The organism is Actinokineospora auranticolor (genome assembly GCF_041897805.1).
Taxonomy (GTDB): Bacteria; Actinomycetota; Actinomycetes; order Mycobacteriales; family Pseudonocardiaceae; genus Actinokineospora; species Actinokineospora auranticolor.
The window spans coordinates 1205215-1229048 of record NZ_CP154825.1 but is presented as its reverse complement, the minus strand read 5'-3'; the positions used below and the strand labels follow the sequence as shown (position 1 = coordinate 1229048).

The following is a 23834-nucleotide window of genomic DNA, read 5'->3' as shown; positions in this document are numbered from 1 at the left end:
TCCTCCTGGCGGGTCATTCGCCGGCCAGCCCGGCCTCTAGTTGGTCCATCTGGTCGGCGGAGAGGTCGACGAGCATGCCCACCTCGGGCTGCGGCGCCGCCGCGGCGCCGTCGGCCGCCAGTTCCGTGACGAGCAGCGCCAGCCGCTCCGGGGTCCGCTCGTCGAACACCTGCCACGGGGACAGCTCCAGGCCCTTCCGGCGGGCGCGGGCGGACAGCTGCATCGAGGTGATCGAGTCGCCGCCGAGTTCGAAGAAGCTGTCCTCGGCACCCACCCGGTCGAGGCCGAGCACCTCCGCGAACAGCTCGCACAGCCGCGCCTCCATGGCCGTGCGCGGGTCCCGTTTGGACGAAAGGCCCGCGAAGTCCGGCGCCTGCAACGCCCGGCTGTCGAGCTTTCCGTTGGGGGTCAAGGGCATCCGGTCCAGCGGTACGAACGCCGCGGGCATCATGTACTCCGGCAGGCGCTCGGCCGCCAGTGCGCGCAGGGTGGTCATCAGCGCGACCGCCGCGACCGCCGCCTCGGCCGTCGGGACGACGTAGGCCACCAGTTGCTTCTCCCCCGGCCCGTCCCGGCGCACGGCGACGGCCACCTGGGAAACCCCGGCGTGGTCGGCGAGCACGGCCTCGACCTCGGCGGGCTCGACCCGGTACCCACGCACCTTGACCTGCGTGTCAGCCCGGCCGACGAAGACCAGCTGGCCGTCCCGGCTCCAGCGGAACCGGTCTCCGGAGCGGTACATCCGCTCCCCGGGGGCGAACGGGTTGGCGACGAACCGCTCGGCGGTCAGGCCCGGGCGACCGAGGTAGCCGCGGGCGAGACCGACACCGGTGATGTACAGCTCGCCCGCCACCCCCGGCGCCACCGGCTGCAGGAACGCGTCGAGCACGTAGTGCCGCACGTTGTGGATCGGGCCACCAAGTGGGACCACCTCGTGCCCCGGGGACAGCGGGGCGCTCATCGTCGAGCAGATCGTGGTCTCGGTCGGCCCGTACGCGTTGATCATCCGGCGGCCCGGCGACCAGCGGTCCACCAGCGCGGGCGGCAGCACCTCGCCGCCGGTCAGCACGGTCCGCAGGGTGTCCGGCAGGTCGTCCTCGACCGCCAGGATGCTCGGCGACACCGTGAGGTGGGTGATCCCCCACCGGCGCAGCGTGTCGCCCAGCGTCACCCGGGGCGGCATGCTCGCCGCGTCGGGCAGCACCAGGGTCCCGCCCGCCAGCAGGGCCATGTACAGCTCGGAGACGATGGCGTCGAACCCGATCGCGGACAGCTGCAAGACCCGCGACGACGACGTCACGGCCATCCGCTCGATGTGCGCGTAGGCCAGGTTGGCGAGCCCGGAATGCGTGACCAGGACGCCCTTGGGCACCCCGGTCGACCCGGACGTGTAGATCACGTACGCCGCGTCCTCCGGCGCCACCGGCGGCAAGTCGACCGACGGGTCGGCGGCGGGCAGCTCGTCGAGCACCAGGACCGTGCCCGCGAAGTCGGCGGGCACCACGGCGCGGGTCGCGGTCGTGCAGACCAGCACCTCAGGCACGGAACTCGCCAGCATCAGCTCGATCCGCTCGGTGGGGTACTCCGGGTCCACCGGCACGAACGCCCCGCCCGCGAACAGCACCCCCATCAGGGTCACCGCCAGCTCGGCCGAGCGCTCCACGAGCACACCCACGCGGGTCTCGCGCCGCACACCCAGCCCGACGAGCAGCCGGGCCAACGACTCGACCTCGTCGAGCACCTCGCCGTAGGACAGGCTCCGCGCCGCGTCCTGCACCGCCACCGCGTCCGGCGACTGCTCGACCTGCTTGCGGAACAGCACCGGCAGCGCTTCGGCCGCCAACGGCACCGCGGTACCGCTCCACTCGTCCACGACCAGGCGGCGCTGCGCCGGGCCGATCAGCGCGATCCGCCCGATCGGTGTCCGCGGCTCGGCGACCACCTGTTCCAGTGCGCGCAGGATGGCCGCGACCATCTCCTCGGCCCCGGACCGGTCGACCACGTCCGGCCGGTAGATGAACTCGCCGTGCACGCGACCGGCCACGGACCCGCGGATGGACAGCGGGTAGTGCCCCGTGTCGTTCGGGATCCCGGCGGGGCGCATGACGAGCGCGTCGGGGCCGTCGGACCTCGGCGGCGGGGGCGGGTAGTTCTCGAACACGACGATCGTGTCGAACGCCGCGCCGGGACCCGCGTGCTGGTTCAGCTCCGCGAGGCCGATGTGCTGGTGCGGGATCAGCGCGACCTGCCGCTCCTGCAGGTCCCTGAGCATCTCGACGACCGGCTCGGCACCGGTCAGCCGGGCCCGGACGGGCAGCATGTTCATGAACAGGCCGACCGCGGACTCGACACCGGGGATCTCGGGCGGGCGCCCGGCCACCGCGGCGCCGAAGACCACGTCCCGGCGACCGGTGAGCTGGGCCAGGAACAGCGCCCAGACCCCTTGGAACAGCGTGTTCGCCGTGACGCCGTGGCGACGGGTGAACTCCACCAGCCGCCCGCTCAGCTCGTCGTCGAGCTCGAAGGCGACCCGCTCCGGATCCAGCGGCGTGATGATCGACTCCGGCGGCACGACGTGCGTCGCCTCGTCGAGACCGGCGAGTTCGGTGCGCCACGCCTCCCGGGCCGCCGCCTTGTCCTGGCGGGCGATCCAGGCGAGGTAGTCGCGGTAGGACGTCACGGCGGGCAACGACCCGCCGTCACCGCCCGCCTCGTACGCGGTGAGCACGTCGACGATGATCAGCGGCAGCGACCAGCCGTCGGCCACGATGTGGTGCGAGGTCAGGACGAGCCGGTGGCTGCGGTCGCCGATGCGCACCAGGTGCAGGCGCAGCTGCGGCGCCGAGGTCAGGTCGAACCGCTCGGCGTGCACCCGGGTCGCGAGGTCGTCGAACGCGGCCAGCGCCTCAGCCTCCGGCAGGTGGGACAGGTCGGTCTCCCACCAGTCCAGCGTCACCTCGCGGGCGATCACCTGCGCGGCGGCACCGGACCCGAGCTGGTGGAAGCTGGCCCGCAGGGCGGGGTGCCGGTCGAGCAGGACCTGCCAAGACGCGCGGAAGCGGGCCACGTCCAGCGGACCGTCCAGGGCGAACTTCCGCATGCCCGCGTAGACGTCCGGGCCGCGCTCGTCGGCGGCGTGGAAGAGCAGGCCCTCCTGCAGCGGCGAGAGCGGCCAGATGTCGAGCAGGCTCGGCACGGCGGCCTCGACCTCCGCCACGTCCAGCTGGGTCAGCGGGATGAGCGGGAAGTCCGACGGCGTGTGCCCGCCCGCGCCTTCGGCGTCGACGTGCGCGGCGAGACCGGCCAGCACGGCCAGCCACGCGGTGCCGAGCGCGTCCGCGTCGGCGTCGGCGAGGATCCGGCGCGCCCAGGTCGCGGTCAGGCTGATCTCGGGTCCGTCGGCGCCGTCGAGCACGGCGACGTCGATCTCCACGACGTGCCGCAGGGCCGTGTCCGGCTCCGCCGCGCCGCCGATGGTGCCGATCAGCTCCCAAGGCCGCGCCTCGCCCTCGGGACGGGACGGGAAGCGACCGAGGTAGTTGAACCCGATCTCCGCCTTGGGCAGTGCCGCGAGGATCTGCCGCGTGTCGTCGTTGAGGTGCCGCAGCATCCCGTAGCCGAGGCCGCCGTCGGGCAGCGCGCGCACGTTCTCCTTGACGCGCATCAGGAGTTGGCCGGCCGCGTTGCCGCCCGCGATCACGGCGGCCGTGTCGACCCCGGTCACGTCCAGCCGGAGCGGGTGGATGTCGGTGAACCAGCCGACGGTGCGGGACAGGTCCAGTTCGTCGATGGACTGGCGGCCGTGGCCTTCGACGTCCACCACCACAGCGGATCCGCCGCGCCAGTGGGCCACCGCGCCCGCGAGGGTCGCCAGGAGCACTTCGTGGACACCGCAGTGGAAGGCCGCGGTGGCCTTCTCCACGAGTGCGCCCGCCTTGTCGCGGGGCAGGGTCCAGGACTTGCGTCCGGCCGTGGACACGTTGTCGCGCTTGGGGTCCAGCTCGCCCAGCCGCGATCCCGGGTCGTCGAGGATCCCGGTCCACATCTCCAGTTCGCCGGTCCGGATCGTCGCCTGGTCGGCCAGTGTCCGGGCCCAGCGCCGGAACGAGACGCCGACCGGGTCGAGCGCCGGTTGCCTGCCCGCGGCGACGGCCTCGTACGCCACTCGCAGGTCCGGCAGCAGGATCCGCCACGACACGACGTCGACGAGCAGGTGGTGCGCCGCGACCACGAGCCGCCCGAGGCGGCCGGGTCCCGCGTCGACCCAGACCGCACGGATCATCACGCCCGCGGTCGGGTCCAATCGCCTGGCCGCGTCGTGCGCGCAGCGGTCCGCGATCTCGTCGAGGTCGCCGGAACCGGCCTCGACGCGGTCGACCAGCCTCGCCGCGTCTACCGCCCCGCGCTCGGCCACGACCAGCCGGGGCCCTTCGCCGTCGGTCTCGACTCGGCTGCGCACCATGTCGTGCGCGTCGATCACCGCGCGGAACCCGGCGATCAGCGCCGCCACCGACAGGTCGGCGGGGGCGCCCACGGTCACCCACTGCGAAAGGGTGCCCTGGCTCATCGCGCCGGGGTCGTTCTCCAGCAGTGCCCGCACAACCGGCGTCCACGGGACCTCGCCGACGCCGTCGGCGGAGTCGGCCCGCGTCGGCCCGCCGCGTTCGGCGACGGCCGCGATCCCGGCCGGTGTCTTCTGCTCGAAGACCTGCTTGGCACCGAAGACGAAGTCCTCGCGGCGCGCGCGGGCCGCCAGCCGCATCGAGAGGATCGAGTCGCCGCCCAGCTCGAAGAACCCGTCGTCGGGGCCGACCCGGTCCAGCCCGAGGATCTCGGCGAACAGGTCGCACAGCACCCGTTCGGCCTCGGTGCGCGGTTCGCGGCCCGTTGGCCTGCCGGTGAAGTCGGGGGCGGGCAGGGCCGCGCGGTCGATCTTCCCGTTGAGCGTCAACGGGAAGGTGTCCAGCACGAGCACCACGGCGGGCACCATGAACTCCGGCAGCCGCGCCGCGAGGTGCGTGCGAACGGCCTCGGAATCCAGCGCCTGCCCCGCTTCCGCGGTCACGTACGCGATCAGGCGCTTCTCGCCGGGCCGGCCTTCCCGCGCCACGACAACCGCTTGCGCGACATCGGGAACGGCGACCAGCGCGGCCTCGATCTCGCCGGGTTCGACGCGGTAGCCCCGGATCTTCACCTGGGAGTCGGCCCGCCCGGCGAACAGCAGCTCGCCCTGGTCCGTCCAACGCGCCAGGTCACCGGTGCGGTACATCCGCTCACCTACGGCGAACGGGTTGGCGACAAACCGCTCGGAGGTCGCCGCGACCGCGCCCAGGTAGCCGTGCGCCAGGCCCGCGCCCGCCAAGTACAGCTCGCCGGTCACGTTCGGCGCCACCGGCTGGAGGAACGCGTCGAGCACGAACGCCTGGCGGCCCGCCAGCGGCTTGCCGATCGGCAGGGTGGCACCCGTTTCGACGCCCGGCTCGATGACGAGCCAGGTGGCGCAGAGGGTGATCTCGGTGGGGCCGTAGAGCTGGCGCACGCGGACGTCCGGGCACGCGCGGCGGAGCCGTTCGACGGAGGCCAGCGGGACCGCGTCGCCGCCGGTCAGGATCTCCCGCAGCCCCCGGAAGGACTCGGGCGACTCCTCGGCCACCACGCGGAAGGTCCCGGCCGTCAGGTGGACGGTGGTCACGCCGTTCGCGACGGCCGCGCGCAGCCGCTGCGCGTCGACCGCGCCCGGTTCGGCGACCACCACGCGGGCGCCGTTGACCAGCGGCACCCAGATCTCGACCAGCGACGCGTCGAACGCGTGCGAGGCGTGCAGCAGCACGTGGTCGTCGGGGCCCTGCGACCACCCCGGGTCGCCCGCCAAGGCCGCCACGCTGCCGTGCGGCACCGCGACGCCCTTGGGCACACCGGTCGATCCGGACGTGTACATCACGTAGGCCACGTCGTGCGCCCCGACCGCGACCACAGGCGCAACGCCGTCGATCGCCGGGCCGTCGGCGACGACCGGCTCGACACCGTCCGGCACCGCGTCGCGGGTCGCGGTCACGCAGACCGCCACCGAGGCGCGCGCGTCGGCCAGCATCCGCGCGATCCGCTCCGCCGGGTAGTCCACGTTCACCGGAACCTGCGCGGCCCCGGCCTTCCAGACCGCGAGCAGCGCGACGAACAGGTCCGCGCCGCGTTCCAGCACCACGCCGACGCGGTCTCCCCGCCGCACGCCCACGGCCGCCAGGTGCCCGGCGAGCCGGTCCGCTTCCCGGTCCAGGTCGGTGTAGGTCAGGGTGCGGTTCCCGTCCACGACAGCCACGGCGTCCGGGGACGCGCCGACCTGGCGCCGGAACAGCTCCAGCACGGACGGACCGCGGTTGGCGCGCCCGGTCGCGTTCCAGTGCTTCACCACCGAAGCGCGTGTCGCGTCGCTGGTCACGCCGAGGCGGCCGACGGGCAGTCCGGGTTCGGCCACCACCCGCTCGATGACCCGCACGACCTGCCGGGCGACCTCGGCCGCCGTGCCCGGGGTGATCCGGTCGGGCCGGTAGGCCACGTTGACCCGCAGCCGCTCGCCGGGGCTGACGTTCATGGTCAGCGGGTAGCTGGTGCCGGTGCGGGTGACGACCGCGCTGATCGCGGGGCCGCCGTCGCCGAGCCCGGCGGCGGTGTGCGGGTAGTTCTCGATCATGACGATGGTGTCGAAGACCGCGCCGGGGCCCGCCGCCTTCTGGATCTCGGGCAACCCCTGGTACTGGTGCTCGGTCAACGCCACCTGGCCGCGTTGCAGGTCGTGGAGCAGGTCCAGCACCGGCGTGCCCGCGTCGAGCCGCACCCGGACCGGGACGGTGTTGATGAACATGCCGACCGTCCGCTCGACGTCCGGCACGTCCGCGGGCCGCCCCGACACCACGGTCCCGAAGACCACGTCGGTGCGGCCCGCCAGCCGCGCCAGCACGAGCGCCCAGGCGCCGTGCACGACGGTGCTCAGCGTGAGGCCGTGGCCGCGGGCGAAGTCGGTGAGGGCCCGGGTCGCGTCCTCGGACAACGATTCGGCGTGGTTGTCGGGCATCACCGCCGACTTGTCCGCGTCGACGTCGACCACGGTCGGCTCGTCAGAACCCTCGAGTGCGGCCCGCCACGCCGACCGGGTCGCGTCCTGGTCTCGGCGGCGGAGCCAGGTCAGGTAGTCCCGGTAGGACGGTGCCGTCGACGGGATGCGCGTACCGGCGTAGGCGGTCGACACCTCGCCCAGCACGAGCGGGGTCGACCAGCCGTCGAGGAGGATGTGGTGGGAGGTCAGCACGAGCCGGTGCCGGTTCGCGGCGACGCGGATCAGCAGCAGCCGCAGCAGGGGCGCCGCGGTCACGTCGAACCGCTCCGCCCGGTCGGTCGCGAGCAGCCGGTTGACCTCCGCTTCCGCAGCCACCGTGGCGAGACCGGACACATCCGCCTCGCGCCAGGGGACGTCGACGTCGGCCGCGACCACCTGGACCGCCTCGCCGGAGCCCAGCTGGTGGAAGGACGCCCGCAGCGACTCGTGCCGGGCGAGGACCTGGTTCCAGGCCGCGCGCAGCCGTGCCGCGTCGAGCGGCCCGTCGAGGTCGAGGATCCGCTGGCTCTGGTAGACGTCGACGCCGTCCTCGGCGACGGCCCGCTCGAAGAGCATGCCCGCCTGCAACGGGGACAGCGACCAGATGTCCGCCAACGCGGGGACGGCGACCGAAAGCTCGGCCAGGTCCCGCGACGTCACCTCGACGAGGTCGAAGTCGGATGGCGTGTGGCCGCCCGCGGCGGGGTCCTCGGCGTGCGCGGCGAGGCCGGTCAGCAGCTCCAGCCAGGCCGCGCCGAGCCGTTCCACCTCGGCGGGGTCGAGGCCCCGGCTGTCGATGGTGAGCCGCAGCCGGGGCCCGTCCGGCGTGTCCCGGACGTCCGCGCCGATCTCCAGCGAGTGCGCCAAGACCACGTCCGAGCCCGCGCCGAGCGGTCCTTCGCTGAGCTGCCACGCGGTGTCCGCGGTGGCGGTGGCCGCCCGGCCTAGGTAGTTGAACCCGATCCACGCGGACGGCAGGTCGGCGAGCCTGCCCGCGGTGTCGGGGTTGAGGTGCCGCAGGAGCCCGTAGCCGAGACCGTCACCGGGGACGGCGCGGACCCGCTCCTTGACGGACTTCAGCAGCTCTCCGGCCGCTGCCGTCCCCACCGCCGCGCCCGCCAGGTCGATACCGGTGACGTCGAGGCGGACCGGGTGCACGCTGGTGAACCAGCCCACGGTGCGCAGCAGATCCTCACCGTCGACGGCGTGCCTGCCGTGGCCTTCCACGTCGACCAACACCCCGGCCGGCGCGTCGCGCCACCGCGCCACCGCGCCCGCGAGCCCGGCGAGCAGGACTTCCTGGACACCGCAGTGGAAGGCGCTCGGCAGGTGACCGACGAGGTTCCACGCCTCGACGCCGGACACGGTCCGCGACCACGAGTGGGACTGGCCGGTGGGCTGCGCCAGTTCGGTGTCGGCGCCGTCGAGGGTGGCAGCCCAGTGGTCGATCTCGGCCACCGTGCCCGCGCTCGACGCCTGATCGGCCAGCCGCCGCGCCCACTGCCGGTACGGCGTCGTCGCTGGGTCGAGGTCGGGGGTGCCGCCGGAGACCACCTGGTCGTAGGCCGCGCGCAGGTCGGGCAGCAGGATCCCCCACGAGACCGCGTCGACCGCCAGGTGGTGCGCGACCAGCACCAACCGGCCCGTGTCCCCCGCGTCGACCCACACGGCCCGGACGACGGTTCCCGCTGCCGGGTCCACCGTGCCTGCGACCGCGCCGACCTGCCGGTGGGCGAACTCGTCGAGGTCGCCGTCCGCGGCCTTGACCCGGGTGACCAGGCTCGCCGCGTCGACCGTACCCCGCGCGGCCACGACCAGCCGCCCGTCGGACTCCACCCGCGCCCGCAGCAGGTCGTGCGCGTCCATCACGGCCCGCAGGGCGGTGACCAGCGCGTCGGGGTCGAAGCCCGCCGGGGTGACGACGACTCGCGCCTGCACGAAACCGGGGCGCACGGCGTCGTCCCCGATGGCGCGCATCACCGGCGGCCACGGGATCTCCCCGACCCCGGAGTCCACTGTGGAGTCCTGGGTCGCGCGGTCCTCCTGGGCCAGCACCGCCAAGCGCTCCGGGGTCCGGAGTTCGAACACCTGACGCGGGGTCAGCGAGATGCCGTCACGACGCGCGCGAGCGGCCACCTGCATCGACGAGATCGAGTCGCCACCCAACTCGAAGAAGCTGTCCTCGACCCCGACCCGGTCCAGCCCGAGCACCTCGGCGAACACTCCACACAGGACCTTCTCCGCCTCGGTGGCGGGCTCCCGGCCGACGGCCTTCGAGGCGAAGTCGGGTTCGGGCAGCGCCTGCCGGTCCACCTTCCCGTTGACCGTCAACGGCAACTCGTCCAGCACGAGCACCGCGGCCGGGACCATGAACTCGGGCAGCGTCTCGGCGAGCTGTTCGCGCAGCCCGGCCGGGTCGACGACGCGACCGGCCTCGGCCACCACGTAGCCGATCAGCTGCTCGGCCCGCGCCACCACCACGGCCTGACCGACACCCGGCAGGCGGTCGAGGGCCACCTCCACCTCGCCGGGCTCCACCCGGTAGCCGCGGATCTTCACCTGGTCGTCGGCCCGACCGGCGAACGCCAGGGTGCCCTGGTCGGTCCAGTACGCCAGGTCGCCGGTCCGGTACATCCGCGCACCGGGGGCGAACGGGTCGGCGACGAACCGCTCGGCCGTCAGCACCGGGCGGCCCAGATATCCCCGCGCCACACCGGCTCCGGCCACGTACAGCTCACCCGCGACCCCCGCGGGCACAGGACGCAGGAACGCGTCGAGGACATAGGCGCGCCGACCCGCCAACGGCCGTCCGATCGGCAGCACGGACCCCGTCTCGTCACCGGGTTCGAGCAGCCACCACGTCGCGCACAGCGTGGCTTCCGTCGGCCCGTAGAGGTGCCGCACCCGCACGCCGGGGCAGGCCAGCCGGACCCGCTCCACCGCCGACAGCGGCACCGCGTCACCACCGGTCAGCACCTCGCGCAGACCGGCGACCGACTCCGGCGACTCCTCGGCCAGCACCCGGAAAGCACCGGCGGTCAGGTGCGCGGCCGTGACGCCGCGCGCCACGTACCCGGCCAGCGCCGCGCCGTCGACCGCACCCGAACCGGCCAGCACCAGCCGGGCACCGGACAGCAGCGGCACCCAGATCTCGAACAGGGAGATGTCGAACGCGTGCGAGGCGTGCACCAGTACCGCGTCGTCGGACCGCACCCGCCAACCCGGTTCCCCGACCAGCGCCGAGACAGCCGCGTGCGACACCGCGACGCCCTTCGGCGTGCCCGTCGACCCGGACGTGTACATCACGTACGCCAAGGCATCGGCGCTCGCACCGACCGACAGGCGCGCGCACCGCGCCACCGCCTGCCGCGTCTCGGGGTCGTCGAGGACGACCGGGTCGAGGCCGCCGTCCAGCACGGTGTCCCGGTACGCCTTCACGCACACCACCGCGGCGGGTTCGGCGTCCGCGAGCATGAACTTCACGCGCTCCACGGGGTACGCGGGGTCCACCGGCACGAACGCCGCACCCGCCTGCCACACCGCGAGCAGCGTCGCGATCAGGTCGGGCGACCGGTCCATCACCACGGCCACCCGGTCACCGGGCCGGACGCCGCGACCGCTCAGCCACCCCGCGAGCCGCTCGGCGTACTCGGCCAGTTCCCCGTAGGTCAGCGCCTGGTCGCCGTCGACGACCGCGACCTCGTCGCGGCGGTTCGCGACCTGGCGGCCGAACAGCTCCAGCGCGGGCACGGCCGGGGCCGCGGTGGACGACGCACCCCACTCGTCGAGCACCAGCCCGCGCTCGGCGGCCGTCGTCACCTCGATGTCGGCCACCGTGGCGTCGCCCGTGGCCGTCAACGCGCGCAGCACACCGGTGAACCGCTCGACGATGGCGAGCGCGGCGGCCTGGTCGAACAGCTCCGTCAGGTAGTCCAGCTTGATGAGCATCGATTCGCCGGGGACGGCGACCAGCGTCAACGGGTAGTGGGCGGCGATCCGGCCCTGGTTGACCCGGATGCCGAAGGTGTCGGCGGACTCGGCGGGCGCGTGGTGGAAGCCCTCGAAGACGATCAGCGTGTCGAAGACCGCGCCGGGGCCCGCCGCCTGCTGGATGTCGGACAGCCCCACGAACTGGTCGGGGATCAGCGCCGACTGCCGCTCCTGCAACTCCGCCAGCAGGTCGACGACCGGTGTCGAACCGCGCAGCCGCACGCGCACGGGCACGGTGTTGAGGAACAGCCCCACCATCCCCTCCACGCCGGGCAGGTCCGGCGGGCGCGCCGACACCGCCGCGCCGAACACCACGTCGGCGCGCCCGGCCAGCTGCGCCAGCACCAGCGCCCACGCGCCCTGCACGACCGTGTTCAGGGTCAACCCGTTGCCGCGGGCCAGTTCGCCGAGCGACCGCGTGAGGTCCGCGGGCAGGTCGACCTCGACGCTCTCCGGGACGCCGGGCGCCCGGCCCGGGTCGGCGGGCGCCACGAGGGTCGGCTCGTCGACGCCGCGCAGCTCGGTTTCCCAGGCGGACAAGGCCTTTTCCTTGTCCTGCGCGCCGAGCCACGTGAGGTAGTCGCGGTACGAGGTCACCGCGGGGAGGACCGCCGGGTCGCCGCCCGCGGCATAGAGCTTCGCCAGCTCGTCGATCATGACCGGCAGCGACCAGCCGTCGACGACGGTGTGGTGGCAGGTCAGGACCAGGCGGTGGCGGTCGTCGGCGAGGCGGACCAGGGTCAGCCGCAGCAGCGGCGCGGTGGCCAGGTCGAACCTCGTGGTGCGGTCCGCCTCGGCCAGCTCGCGCACGGCGGGCGCGGGGTCGTCGAGGTGGGCGAGGTCGACCTCGCGCCACGGCAGCTCGACGCGCCGGGCGATGATCTGCACCGTCTCACCGGACTTGCGCTGCCGGAAGCAGGCGCGCAGCGGGGCGTGCCGGTCCAGCAGCGCCGCCCACGACGCGCGCAGCCGCCCCGTGTCCACCGGACCGTCCAGGTCCAGGATCCAGTGTCCGATGTAGACATCGTGGCCCTCGCCGTCGTAGACCGCGTGGAAGAGCAACCCGGCCTGCAACGGCGACAGCGGCCAGATGTCCTCGATCCGCGACTGAGCCATCAACATCTCCCTGATCAGCGAAGGGCCAGGAGTCCACCAGCGGACCCGGCCTCGAATCCCTCGATCTCGATCCCGTCGAGCCCGTCGAGCGCGTCCGCTGTGGCGGGCCGAACGGGCCGAAGGCGGACGCGGGAAATCCCCGTGCCGGAATCATCCGCCCGCCGGGCGGGCGCGGACAACATGTCCAACGCGCCCGCCGTGATCGCGCGCAAAGCCTTGTGCGGTCGGACAAATCGGCGATCCGGCTCGTCCAGACCGCCACCGCCCCGCGAAGTCAGCGGGTGTCGTCGAACTCCGCCTCGAACTCGTCCATCTCGGCCTGGTCCAGGTCGAGGAGCGCGACGTCGGACGTGGCGGTTCGCACCCGCGCCGCGCCGTTCACGGCCGCGTCGATGGCCAGCGCGATCCCCGCGGGCGTCCGGTGCTCGAACACCTCCCGCGCGCCGAAGGTCAACCCGTCGCGCCGTGCCCGCGCCGCCAGTTGCATCGACAGCAGCGAGTCACCGCCCAGTTGGAAGAAGCTGTCATCCGCGCCGACCCGGTCCAGACCGAGCACCTCGGCGAACAGCGCGCACAGCGCCTGCTCGACCTCGGTGGCGGGCAGGCGGTCCGACACGAGCCCGCTGAAGTCCGGGGCGGGCAGCGCCGCCCGGTCGATCTTGCCGTTCCGCGTCACCGGCAGGGAGTCGAGCACCACCACCGCCGAGGGCACCATGTACTCCGGCAGCACCTCGACGAGCCGCTCGCGCAGCGCCGCCGGGTCCAGGTCCACATCGGACACCGCGTAGCCGACCAGGCGGCCGTCGAGCGGCACCACCACCGCGTGGTCGACGCCCGGCAGGCCCCCGAGCACCGCCTCCACCTCGCCCGGCTCGACGCGGAAGCCGCGGATCTTGACCTGGTTGTCGGCCCGACCGACGAACACCAGCTCGCGGTCCTCGTTCCAGTGCACGACGTCGCCGGTGCGGTACATCCGCGCACCCGCGGCGAACGGGTCGGCGACGAACCGCTGCGCGGTCAGCGGCGGGCGGTTGAGGTAGCCGAGCGCGATGCCCGCGCCCCCGATGTACAGCTCACCCGGGACGCCCGGCGGCAACGGGCGCAGGAAGGCGTCCAGCACGTACAACCGCCTGCCCGCCAACGGCCCGCCGATCGGCAGCACCGGCCCCAGCCGGTCACCCGGCTCGATCGGCCACCAGGCGACGATGACCGTGTTCTCCGTCGGGCCGTAGATGTGGTCGACGCGCAGGCCCGGGGACACCCAGCGCACGCGGTCCACCACCTCGGGCGCCACGACGTCGCCACCGGTCCACACCCGGCGCAGCCCCGCGAAGGACTCCGGTGACGCCAGCGCCAGCGTCCGGAACTGCCCCAGCATGAACATCGCCACGGTGACGCCCTCCGCCACGTGCGCGGCCAGCCGCGCCGCGTCGACCGGCCCCGGCCCGGTGACGACCATCCGCGCCCCCAGGGCGAGCGACACCCACACGTCGAACACCGACGCGTCGAAGGTGTGCGGTGCGTGCACCAGCACCGTGTCCCCGGGCCCCACGCCCCATCCCGGGTCGGCGGCCAGCGACGCCACGGCCCCGTGCGGGACCACAACGCCCTTCGGCGTTCCGGTCGACCCGGACGTGTACATGACGTAGGCCGGGTCGTCCGCCCCGACGGGAACCGAAGGCGCCTCGCCCGCCACGGCCTCGTCGACGACGAGCCGCGAGTAGCCCTCCGGCACCGCCCGCTCGGTGTCCGCCGCGCAGACCACCGCGGTGACCGCGGCGTCGGTCAGCATGAACGCCACCCGGTCCGCCGGGTAGTCCGGCGACACCGGCACGAACACCGCACCCGCCCGCCACACGCCGATCCAGGTCACCAGCAGCTCGACCGACCGCTCCAGCACCACCCCGACGCGGTCACCGCGCCGCACGCCCCGGGCCGCCAGTGCGCCCGCGAGCCTGCCCGCCCACTCGTCGAGCTCCGCGTACGAGAAGACCCGGCCCCCGGCCAGCACCGCGGGCGCGTCGGGCGCCCGGTCCACCTGCGCGCGGTACAGCTCCAGCGCGGAACCGGGCACCGCCGCCTCGACCGGCCCGGGCTCGGGCACGGTGTCACCGAACACGTCCAGCGCGCCGACCAGCGCGTCGGGCTCGGCGACCACCCGCTCCAGCACGCGGGTGAGCCCGCGGTGCAGGCGCTCGGCGAGCCGGGCGTCGACCGCGTCGGTGCGGTGCAGCAGGTCGATCCCCAGGCCCGCGCCGGGGACGACCACCAGCGTGATCGCGTACGGCGTCGCCTGGTGGTACTCCCGCAGGGTCAGGCGCAGGTCGCCGGGGGACGCCGCGGCGGCGGCCGGGTCGGCGTAGTTCTCGAACCCCACGACCGTGTCGAAGTTCGCCCCGCCGAGCTTCTGGATCTCCGGCAGCCCGAGGTGGTGGTGCGAGATCAGCGCGGACTGCCGCTCCTGGATCTCCGCCAGCAGCCCCAGCACCGACTGCCCGCCCGCCAACCGCACCCGCACGGGCACGGTGCCGATGAACAGCCCCGCGGTCTGCTCCACACCGGGCAGCTCCGCCGGGCGCCCCGAGACGACGGCGCCGAACACCACGTCGGTCCGACCCGTCAACCGGGCCAGCACCACTGCCCAGGCCCCCTGCACCAGCGTGTTCAGCGTCAACCCGCGACCGCGGGCGAACTCGGTGAGGGTGGCGGTGAACTCCGGGGAGTGCCGGACCCGGGCCAGGGCGTGGCGTGCCGGGGCCCCACCCGGCCGGTCCGGCAGGGCGAGGGCCGCGCCGTCGGCACCCGCCAGCTCGGCGCGCCACGCCTCCCGGGCGGTCTGCTTGTCCTGCCGGTCCAGCCAGGCCAGGTAGTCCCCGTAGGAGCCCGGGGCGCCCAGCGTCGAGGCGGTGCCGCCCGCCGCGTAGATCGCGAGCAGGTCCGACTCGAGGATCGCGCGCGACCACCCGTCCATGACCAGGTGGTGGGCGGTCGTCACGAGGCAGTGCCGCAGCGGGCCGAGCCGGACCAGCGCCAGCCGCAGCAGCGGGGGTTTCGCGAGGTCGAAGTTCCTCGCGCGCTCGCGCTCCGCGATCGCGGTCACCTCGACCAGCGCGTCCGCTTCGGGCAGGTGGGACAGGTCGACCTCGGTCCAGGGCAGCGGCACCTCGCGGAACACGAGCTGCACCGGCTCGCCGGACTTGCGCGGGTGGAAGCACGCCCGCAGCGCCGCGTGCCGGGTCAGCAGCGCCTGCCACGACGCCCGGAACCGCCGCGCGTCCAGGGGCCCGTCGACGAACTGCGTCTGCTGGGTGATCTGGATGTCGGGCGCCTCACCGTCCAAGGAGGAGTGGTAGAGCATGCCCGCCTGCATCGGCGACAGCGGCCAGGCTTCCGCGAGCGCGGCCCCGGAGGACGGGTTCGATGTGGTCACGATGTCTGCCCCTCACTGAGTTGCGCCGCCAGCGCCTCGAAGCTCTCGATCTCGTCCTGGTCCAGGTCGAGCAGGGCGAAGTCGGACGCGGTGCGCCCGCCCGCCGCCGGGTCGCCCGCCTGCCGGGCCAGCCCGGCCAGCACGGCGAGCAGTTCCCCCGCCAGCCGCTCCACCTCGGCCTCGGCGACCGGGCCGTCCGACCACTCGACCATGAGCGCCAGTTCCGGACCGGTGGGCAGGTCCTGGACGATCGCGTTGACGACCAGGTCGTGCGGCAGCGGCGTGCTCGGGTCCATCGCGCCCCCGATGTCCCCGACCTGCTGCCACGGCCGGGTGCCGCCCTGGTCGCCCGCGACGAACCGGCCCATGTAGTTGAACCCGATCCGCGCGGACGGCAGCGCCGCCAGCACCGGTCCGGTCTCGCTGTTGGCGTGGCGCAGCAACCCGTATCCGAGCCCGTCGCCGGGTACCGCCCGCGACTGCTCCTTGACCGCCTTCAGCAACGTCCCGGCCGCGGTGCCCCCGGCGACCGCGGCGGCCAAGTCGATCCCGGAGACGTCGAGGCGCACCGGGTGCGCGCTGGTGAACCAGCCGACCGTGCGGGAGAGGTCCATGCCGTCCACGGGGTGGCGGCCGTGGCCCTCCACGTCGACCAGCACCACGTCCCCACCGCGCAGGCGGGCCACCGCGCCCGCCAACCCGGCCAGCAGTACCTCGTGCACCCCGCAGTGGAACACCACCGGGGCCCGTCCCACCAGGACAGACGTCTCGGCCGCGGGCACCACCCACGACCGCGACCGCACCTCGCCCGCCGCGACGGCTTCCGGCTGATCGCCCTGTCCGACAACCGCTTTCCACGCGTCCAGCTCGGCGACCCGCTCGGCGGAGACCGCCCACTGCGCCAGCAGACCCGCCCAACGCCGGAACGACACAGCCACCGGCTCCAGCCTCGGATCACGTCCGGCGGCCACCGCCTCATAGGCCGCTCGCAGGTCCGACGCGAGGATCCGCCAGGAGACCCCGTCCACCACCAAGTGGTGCGCCACCACGACCAAGCGCCCCAGGCGATCCGGCCCCGCGGCCAACCACACGGCTTGGACGACCACGCCCGCGAGCGGGTCCAACCGGCCCACCGCCCCGCGCGCCGCGTCCGCCGTAGCGTTGTCGAGCGAGCCGTCGACCACGACACGCCGGACCAACCCGGCCGCGTCCACCGAACCGCGCTCACCCACGACCAAGCGTCGTCCCGCTTCGCCGTCGACGACCCGCGCACGCAACATGTCGTGCGTGTCGACAACGGCGGCCAGCGCGGCCACCAAGGCCTCCTCCGCCAGATCCGAAGGCACGGCCAGCACCGCCCACTGCGCGAATCCCGTTCCCGCGACACCATCCGCGAACATCCGCATGACCGGTGTCAGCTCGACGTCGCCGACACCATCGTCGGCCGTCGAGGACTCCGGTCGCGGCAGCGGCGAATCGGCCACCAGCTGCGCGAGCCGTTCAGGGGTCCGGAGTTCGAAGACCTGTCGCGGCGTCAGGGAGATGCCGTCGCGGCGCGCGCGAGCCGCCACCTGCATCGACGAGATCGAGTCGCCACCCAACTCGAAGAAGCTGTCCTCGACCCCGACCCGGTCGATACCGAGCACCTCGGCGAACACCCCGCAGAGGATTCGCTCGGCCGCGGTGGCGGGCTCCCGGCCGACCGACCTCGACGAGAAGTCCGGTTCCGGCAACGCGCGCCGGTCGACCTTCCCGTGCGGCGTCAGCGGAAGGGCGTCCAGCGCCATCACCGCGGCGGGCACCATGTACGGGGGCAACCGGGACGAGAGGTCGTCCCGCAGCTCCCGGGGGTCGACATCGTCGGGCGACACGTAGGCCACCAGGCGGCCGTCGCGGACGACCACCACGGCGTGGGCCACCCGCGGGTGGCTGGAGAGGGCGAACTCGACCTCGCGGGGCTCGACCCGGAACCCGCGGATCTTCACCTGGTCGTCGGCCCGACCGGCGGACACCAGCCCGCCCCGGTCGGTCCAGTACGCCAGGTCGCCCGTGCGGTACATCCGCTCGCCGGGGGCGAACGGGTCGGCGACGAACCGCTCCGACGTCAGCGCCGATCGACCGTGGTAGCCGCGGGCCACACCGATCCCGGACAGGTACAGCTCACCGGTGATCCCCGGCGGCAACGGGCGCAGGAACGAGTCCAGCAGGTAGCCGCGCACACCCGCGACCGGCTTGCCGAACGGGATCACGTCACCGCCCGGCGCCAGCGGCAGGCTCATCGTCGCGCAGATCGTGGTCTCGGTCGGGCCGTACGCGTTGATCATCCGACGGCCCACCGACAGCCGGTCCACCAGGCCGGGCGGGCAGAGTTCCCCCGCCGCGACAACGGTTTCCAGCCGGTCCGGCAGCTCGTCGGCGGTGGCCAGCACCGACGGCGGCGCCTTCACCTGCGTGATGTCCCACCGCCGCAACGCCTCCGTGAACGACGCCTGGGGCGGCAGGTCCTCGTCCGGCGGCATCACCAGCGCCGCCCCCGCCAGCAGCGCCATCATCACCTCGGACACGATGGTGTCGAAGCCGAGCGCCGCGAACTGGAGCACCCGCGACGACGGCGTCACACCGAAGCGGTCGATGTGCGCGAGCGCCAGGTTCCCCAGGCCCGAGTAGGTCACGACGACACCCTTCGGCGTCCCCGTCGACCCCGAGGTGTAGATCACGTACGCCGCGTCCCGCACGTCCAAGGACGGCAGCTCGACACCGGCGCCGGTCGCCAAGTCCACCTCGTCGATGACCACCAGCCGGTCGCCGAACTCCGCGGGCACCGCGCCGCGCGTCTGACCGGAGCACACGACCAGCATCGGGTCGGCGCTGCCGAAGACGAACCGCACGCGCTCGGCAGGGTAGGCCGGGTCCACGGGGACGAACACGCCACCCGCGAGCGACACCCCCAACATCCCGACCAGCCACCACGACGACCGCTCCACGACCAGACCGACACGGCGTTCCCGCCCGACCCCGCGCGCCCGCAGGACACCCGCGAACCGCACGGCCCGGTCCCACAACTCCGCGTACGACAACTCACCGCGACCGTCCACCACGGCCACACCGTCCGGCCGTTCGGCCGCCACGCGCCCGACCAACACCGGCAGCGGCTCCCCCGAGACCAACGCGGGCTCGGCGGGGTGGACCGTGCCGGGCCCGACGCCGATCCGCCCCACCAGGCCGGTCGGGTCGGTGACCACCGCGTCGATGGCCCCGACGAACCACTCCAGCAGGGAATCGGCGACGGCCCGCTCGACCTGCCCGGTCCAGTAGGCGAGTTGGATCCGGAACTCCTCGCCCGGGATGACGCCGACGGTCACCGGGTAGTGGGTCCCCTCGACCGTGCCCAGGTAGGTGAACCGCTCGGCGAAGTCGCGCGGGTAGTTCTCGAAGACCAGCAGCGTGTCGAACACCGCGCCCGGTCCGGCCGCCTTCTGGATCTCGGTCAGGCCCAGGTGGTGGTGCGGCATCAGCGCCACCTGCCGGTGCTGCACCCCGGTGAGCAGGTCGACGACCCGCTGCCCGCCGTCCAGCGGGACCCGGACCGGCACCGTGTTCATCATGAGCCCCGGCATCGACTCCACGCCCGGCAGCTCGGCGGGGCGGGTGGCGACCGTGGTGCCGAACACGACGTCGGTGCGCCGCGCGAGCCGCGCCAGCACGAGCGCCCAGGCGCCCTGCACCACGGTGTTCAGCGTCAGCCCGTGGTCGCGGGAGAACTCGATCAGCCTGGTGCGCACGTCCGGCGGCAGGTGGGTGACGCGGTAGCCGTAGTCCACCCCGGAGTCGGTCTTCGCGATCAGCGTCGGCTCGTCCACATCGGACAGTTCAGCCCGCCAGGCCGCGCGCGCGGCGTCCTTGTCCTGGCTCTCCAGCCAGACCAGGTAGTCCCGATAGGAGGCGGTCGACCGCAGCGGGAACCGCCCACCTGCCGCGTACGCCTCGGAGACCTCGTTGAGGATGACCGCCACCGACCAGCCGTCGGTCAGGATGTGGTGGTTGACGACCAGCAACCGGTGCCGGTCCGCGGCCAGCCGGACCAGCACCAGCCGGAACAGCGGCGCGTTGGCCAGGTCGAAGCGCTCGCGCTGCTCCTGCTCGATCAACGCCGCGACGGCCGCTTCGACGTCGTCCGCGCCGGTCAGGTCCACCTCCCGCCACGGCAGGGCGACGTGCCGGGCGACGGCCTGCACGGCCCGGCCGGACGCGAGCCGGTGGAAGCTCAGCCGGAGTTCGGCGTGCCGGGCGAAGACCGCGTCCCACACGCCCCGCAGCCCGGCCACGTCCAGCGGCCCGGTCAGCTCGACGAGCCACTGCGTCTGGTAGATGTCGACGCCCTGGTCGTCGAGGGTCGTCTGGAAGAGCAGGCCCGCCTGGAGCGGCGCCAGCGGCCAGACGTCCTCCACTCCTGGGGCGACGACCGCCAACTCCGCCGCTTCCTCGGCGGTCAGCGTGATCAGCGGGTCGTCGACAGCGCCGTCGAGGGGGGCGGGGCGCGCCACGGCCGCGAGACGCGCCGGGGTCTTCTCCCGGAAGATCTCGGACGGCGACACGAGCAGACCCGCCTTGGCCGCGCGGGCTGCCAGGCGCAACGCGATGATGGAATCCCCGCCCAGCGCGAAGAAGCCGTCGTCGACACCGGCCCGGTCCAGCCCGAGGACTTCGGCAAACAGTCCACACAGGACCCGTTCCGCCTCGGTGGCGGGTTCGCGCCCCGATGCGGACGCGGTGAAGTCGGGAACGGGCAGCGCGGCCCGGTCAACCTTTCCGTTGGCGGTCAACGGCAACGAGTCCAGCGTGATCACCACGGTCGGGACCAGGTACTCGGGCAAGACCGCGCCAAGGCGCGCGCGGATGAGGTCGGGATCGACGGCCGACACCGCGTACCCGATCAGGCGCTCGTCGACCACCAGCACGACGGCCTCGTGCACGTCCGGCTGGGCGGTCAGCGCCGCCTCGACCTCACCGGGCTCGATCCGGAACCCGCGGACCTTCACCTGGTCGTCGACCCGGCCCGCGAACAGCAGTTCGCCGTCCCCGGTCCACTGGGCGAGGTCCCCGGTCCGGTACATCCGCGCACCCGCGGCGGTCGGGTCCGCCACGAACCGCTCCGCCGTCAGACCCGGCCGCCCCAGGTAGCCGTCCGCCACACCGGCGCCCGACAGGTAGAGGTCACCGACCACACCGGGCGCCACGGGCCGCAGCGACGCGTCGAGCACCTGGGCCCGCCTGCCGGCGAGCGGCCGACCGATCGGCAACACCCGCCCCAGGACGTCACCCGGTTCGAGTACGTGCCACGTCGCGCACAGCGTCGTCTCCGTCGGGCCGTACATGTGCCGCACGCGCACCCCGGGGCACGCCCGCCGCACCCGGTCGACCGCGTGCACGGGCACCAGGTCACCGCCGGTCAACACCTCGCGCAGCCCCGCGAAGGACTCGGGCGACTCCTCCGCCACCGCCCGGAAACTGCCCGCAGTCAGGTGCGCCATCGTCACCCCACCCGCGACCGCTTCCCGCAGGCGTCGGGCGTCGACCGGCCCCGGCGCCGCGATCACCACGCGGGCACCGGACACCAGCGGCACCCAGATCTCGTACAGGGACGCGTCGAAGGCGTGCGGCGCGTGCAGGAGGACCGCGTCACCGGGTTCCACCGCCCAGCCGGGATCGCCCACCAGCGCGGCGACACCGTGGTGCGGTACGGCCACGCCCTTCGGGGTGCCCGTCGAACCGGAGGTGTACATCACGTACGCCAGGTCCCCCGGGCGCACCTCGACGGCGAGCGCGTCGCCCGCGTCCTCATCCGTGACAACGACCGCCTCGACGCCGTCAGGCACGGCTTCGCGCGTGGCAGGCGAGCACACCGCCGCGGACACCCCGGAGTCCGCCACCATGAACGCCACCCGCCGCGCGGGGTAGGCGGCGTCCACGGGCACCTGCGCCGCCCCGGTTTTCCACACGGCCAGCAGCGCCACCAGCAGGTCCGCCGAGCGGTCGAGCAGGACCGCGACGCGGTCGCCACGACGCACACCCCGAGCCGCCAACCGCGCGGCCAACCGGCCCGCGAGCGCGTCGAGCTGCCGGTAGGTCAGCACCCGGTCCCCGTCGACCACGGCCACCGCGTCGGGTGCGCGGTCCACTCGGGACGCGAAGAGGTCCGGCACCGCGGCCCGCGCCGCGGTGTTCATCGCCCGCCCTCGCGGACCACCTGGCGCACCGGCGCGGAACCGTTGCCGTCCGGCGGGGAACCGTTGCTCTCCGACCGGGCGAACTGCGTGCGGTACAGCTCCGCGTAGAGGCCGCCCGCGGCCAGCAGCTCGTCGTGCGTCCCGCGCTCCCGCACACCGCCGCCCTCGATCACCAGGATCTGGTCGGCCTCGCGGATCGTGGACAACCGGTGGGCGATCACCAGCGAGGTGCGGCTGCGCAGCGCGGTCTTGAGCGCCCGCTGGACGGCCGCCTCCGACTCGGAGTCCAGGTGCGCGGTCGCCTCGTCGAGCACGACGACCGACGGCGCCTTCAGCAGCAGCCGGGCGATGGCCAGCCGCTGCTTCTCCCCGCCCGACAGGCGGTAGCCGCGGTCGCCCGCGATGGTGTCGAACCCGCGCGGCAGGGACTCGATCAGGTCCCAGATCTGCGCGCCCTTGCACGCCTCGACCAGCTCGTCCTCGGTGGCGGTGGGACGCGCGTAGAGCAGGTTCTCCCGGATGGTGTCGTGGAACAGGTAGGCGTCCTGGCTGACCACCCCGACCGTGTCGCGCAGCGACGCGAAGCTGAGGTCCCGCAGGTCGTGCCCGCCGACGCGGATGACACCGGAAACCGGGTCGTAGAGCCGCGACACCAGGTGGGTGAGGGTGCTCTTGCCCGCGCCGGACGGTCCGACGAGCGCGGTGAGCGTGCCCGCCGGAACGCGGAAACCGACGCCGCGCAGGACTTCCACCGGGATCTCCTCGGTGCCGCGCCCGGCCCGCACGTGTTCCAGCGACGCCAGCGACACCTCGTCCGCGGTGGGGTAGCGGAACGACACGTCGTCGAACTCGATGTCCGGCGCCACGCCCCGCTCCAGCGCGACCGCGTCCGGGCGCTCCTCGATCAGCGGCTTGAGGTCGAGCAGTTCGAAGATCCGGGAGAAGCTCACCACCACGGTCTGCGCGGTCTCCTGCAACCCCGACAACTGGGTGATCGGCCCGAACAGCCGCCCGAGCAGGGTGGCGATGGCGACCAGGGTGCCCAGCTGCAACGCACCGGCGAGCACCAGTTCGCCGCCGATCCCGTAGACCAGCGCGGTGGCCAGCGAGGCCATCAACCCCATGATGACGAAGGCCATCCGACCCCACACCGACAGGCTCACGCCGATCCGGCGGATCACCCCGGCCCGGTCCCGGTACTCGGCCACCTCCTCGTCGGGGCGGCCGTAGAGCTTGGCGAGCATGGCCCCCTGCACGTTGAACCGCTCCTGGAGCACGCCCGCGAGGCCCGCGTTCGCGTCCATCTGCAGGGTGGTGCGCCGCTGGATCAACCGTCCCACGTAGACCCACGGCACGAGGAACACCGGGATCAGCACGGCCGTGACGGCGGCGACGAGCCAGGACAGGTAGACCAGCTCGACCAGCACCAGCACCACCGTGAGCGCGCTGGTGGCCGCCATCAGCAGGTGGCTGAACGCCTGCTGGGCCATGATCAGCTCGGTGTGCAGCCTGCCGACCAGCACCCCGGTCTGGGTGCGGGTGAAGAACGCGATCGGCAGCCGCCGGACGTGGTCGAGGGACTGCACCCGCAGGTCGTAGCCGACCCCCTCGCCGATCCACCCGGCGATGTAGGCCGACACCAGCGTCAACCCCGCGCCCACCACGGCCAACCCGGCGGCCAGGCAGGCCATCCAGACCACGAGGCCCAGGTCGTCCTTGAGGATGCCCCCGTCGATGAGTTCCTTGAGCGCCAACGGAGTCGCGATGACGACGGCGGACTCCAGCACGGCGACGAGCACGAACAGCGCCACTTTCCCGAGGTGCGGCCGGAAGTAGGCGAGCACCCGGCGCACCGTCCCCCGGCGGACCTCGGTCGACCAGGGGTCGGGGTCGTCGTCAGTCTTGTTCGGTGCCCCGAAGCGCAACACCACGTCCATGCGGGCATCCCTCTCACACGCGAAGTCGGCGAACCCAATCGTGC

4 protein-coding genes are annotated in these 23834 nt (G+C 73.6%); all 4 read right to left on the bottom strand.

Features of this window, described 5'->3' with window-relative positions:
• Positions 1-13: 13 nt before the first annotated feature.
• On the bottom strand, positions 14-12196 hold the full coding sequence (locus tag V5P93_RS05925; RefSeq protein ID WP_104478729.1) for a non-ribosomal peptide synthetase: 12183 nt from the start codon (positions 12194-12196) through the stop codon (positions 14-16).
• Between the two features lie 274 nt (positions 12197-12470).
• Entirely contained in the window at positions 12471-15626 is a 3156-nt protein-coding gene (locus tag V5P93_RS05920; RefSeq protein ID WP_104478380.1) for a non-ribosomal peptide synthetase, read from the bottom strand.
• Positions 15623-21853 carry a non-ribosomal peptide synthetase gene (locus tag V5P93_RS05915; RefSeq protein ID WP_104478379.1) on the bottom strand — a complete coding sequence of 2077 codons (6231 nt, stop codon included), beginning with the start codon at positions 21851-21853 and terminating at the stop codon, positions 15623-15625. Before V5P93_RS05915 ends, V5P93_RS05920 begins: the two co-directional genes overlap by 4 nt.
• On the bottom strand, positions 21850-23790 hold the full coding sequence (locus V5P93_RS05910) for an ABC transporter ATP-binding protein (RefSeq protein WP_104478378.1): 1941 nt from the start codon (positions 23788-23790) through the stop codon (positions 21850-21852). Before V5P93_RS05910 ends, V5P93_RS05915 begins: the two co-directional genes overlap by 4 nt.
• Between the last annotated feature and the right edge of the window lie 44 nt (positions 23791-23834).

Bases quoted from the DNA above. Each gene is read 5' to 3' on its own strand.
- V5P93_RS05915 (WP_104478379.1), bottom strand. From the start codon at position 21,853: ATGAACACCGCGGCGCGGGCCGCGGTGCCGGACCTCTTCGCGTCCCGA.
- V5P93_RS05910 (WP_104478378.1), bottom strand. From the start codon at position 23,790: ATGGACGTGGTGTTGCGCTTCGGGGCACCGAACAAGACTGACGACGAC.
- V5P93_RS05925 (WP_104478729.1), bottom strand. From the start codon at position 12,196: ATGGCTCAGTCGCGGATCGAGGACATCTGGCCGCTGTCGCCGTTGCAG.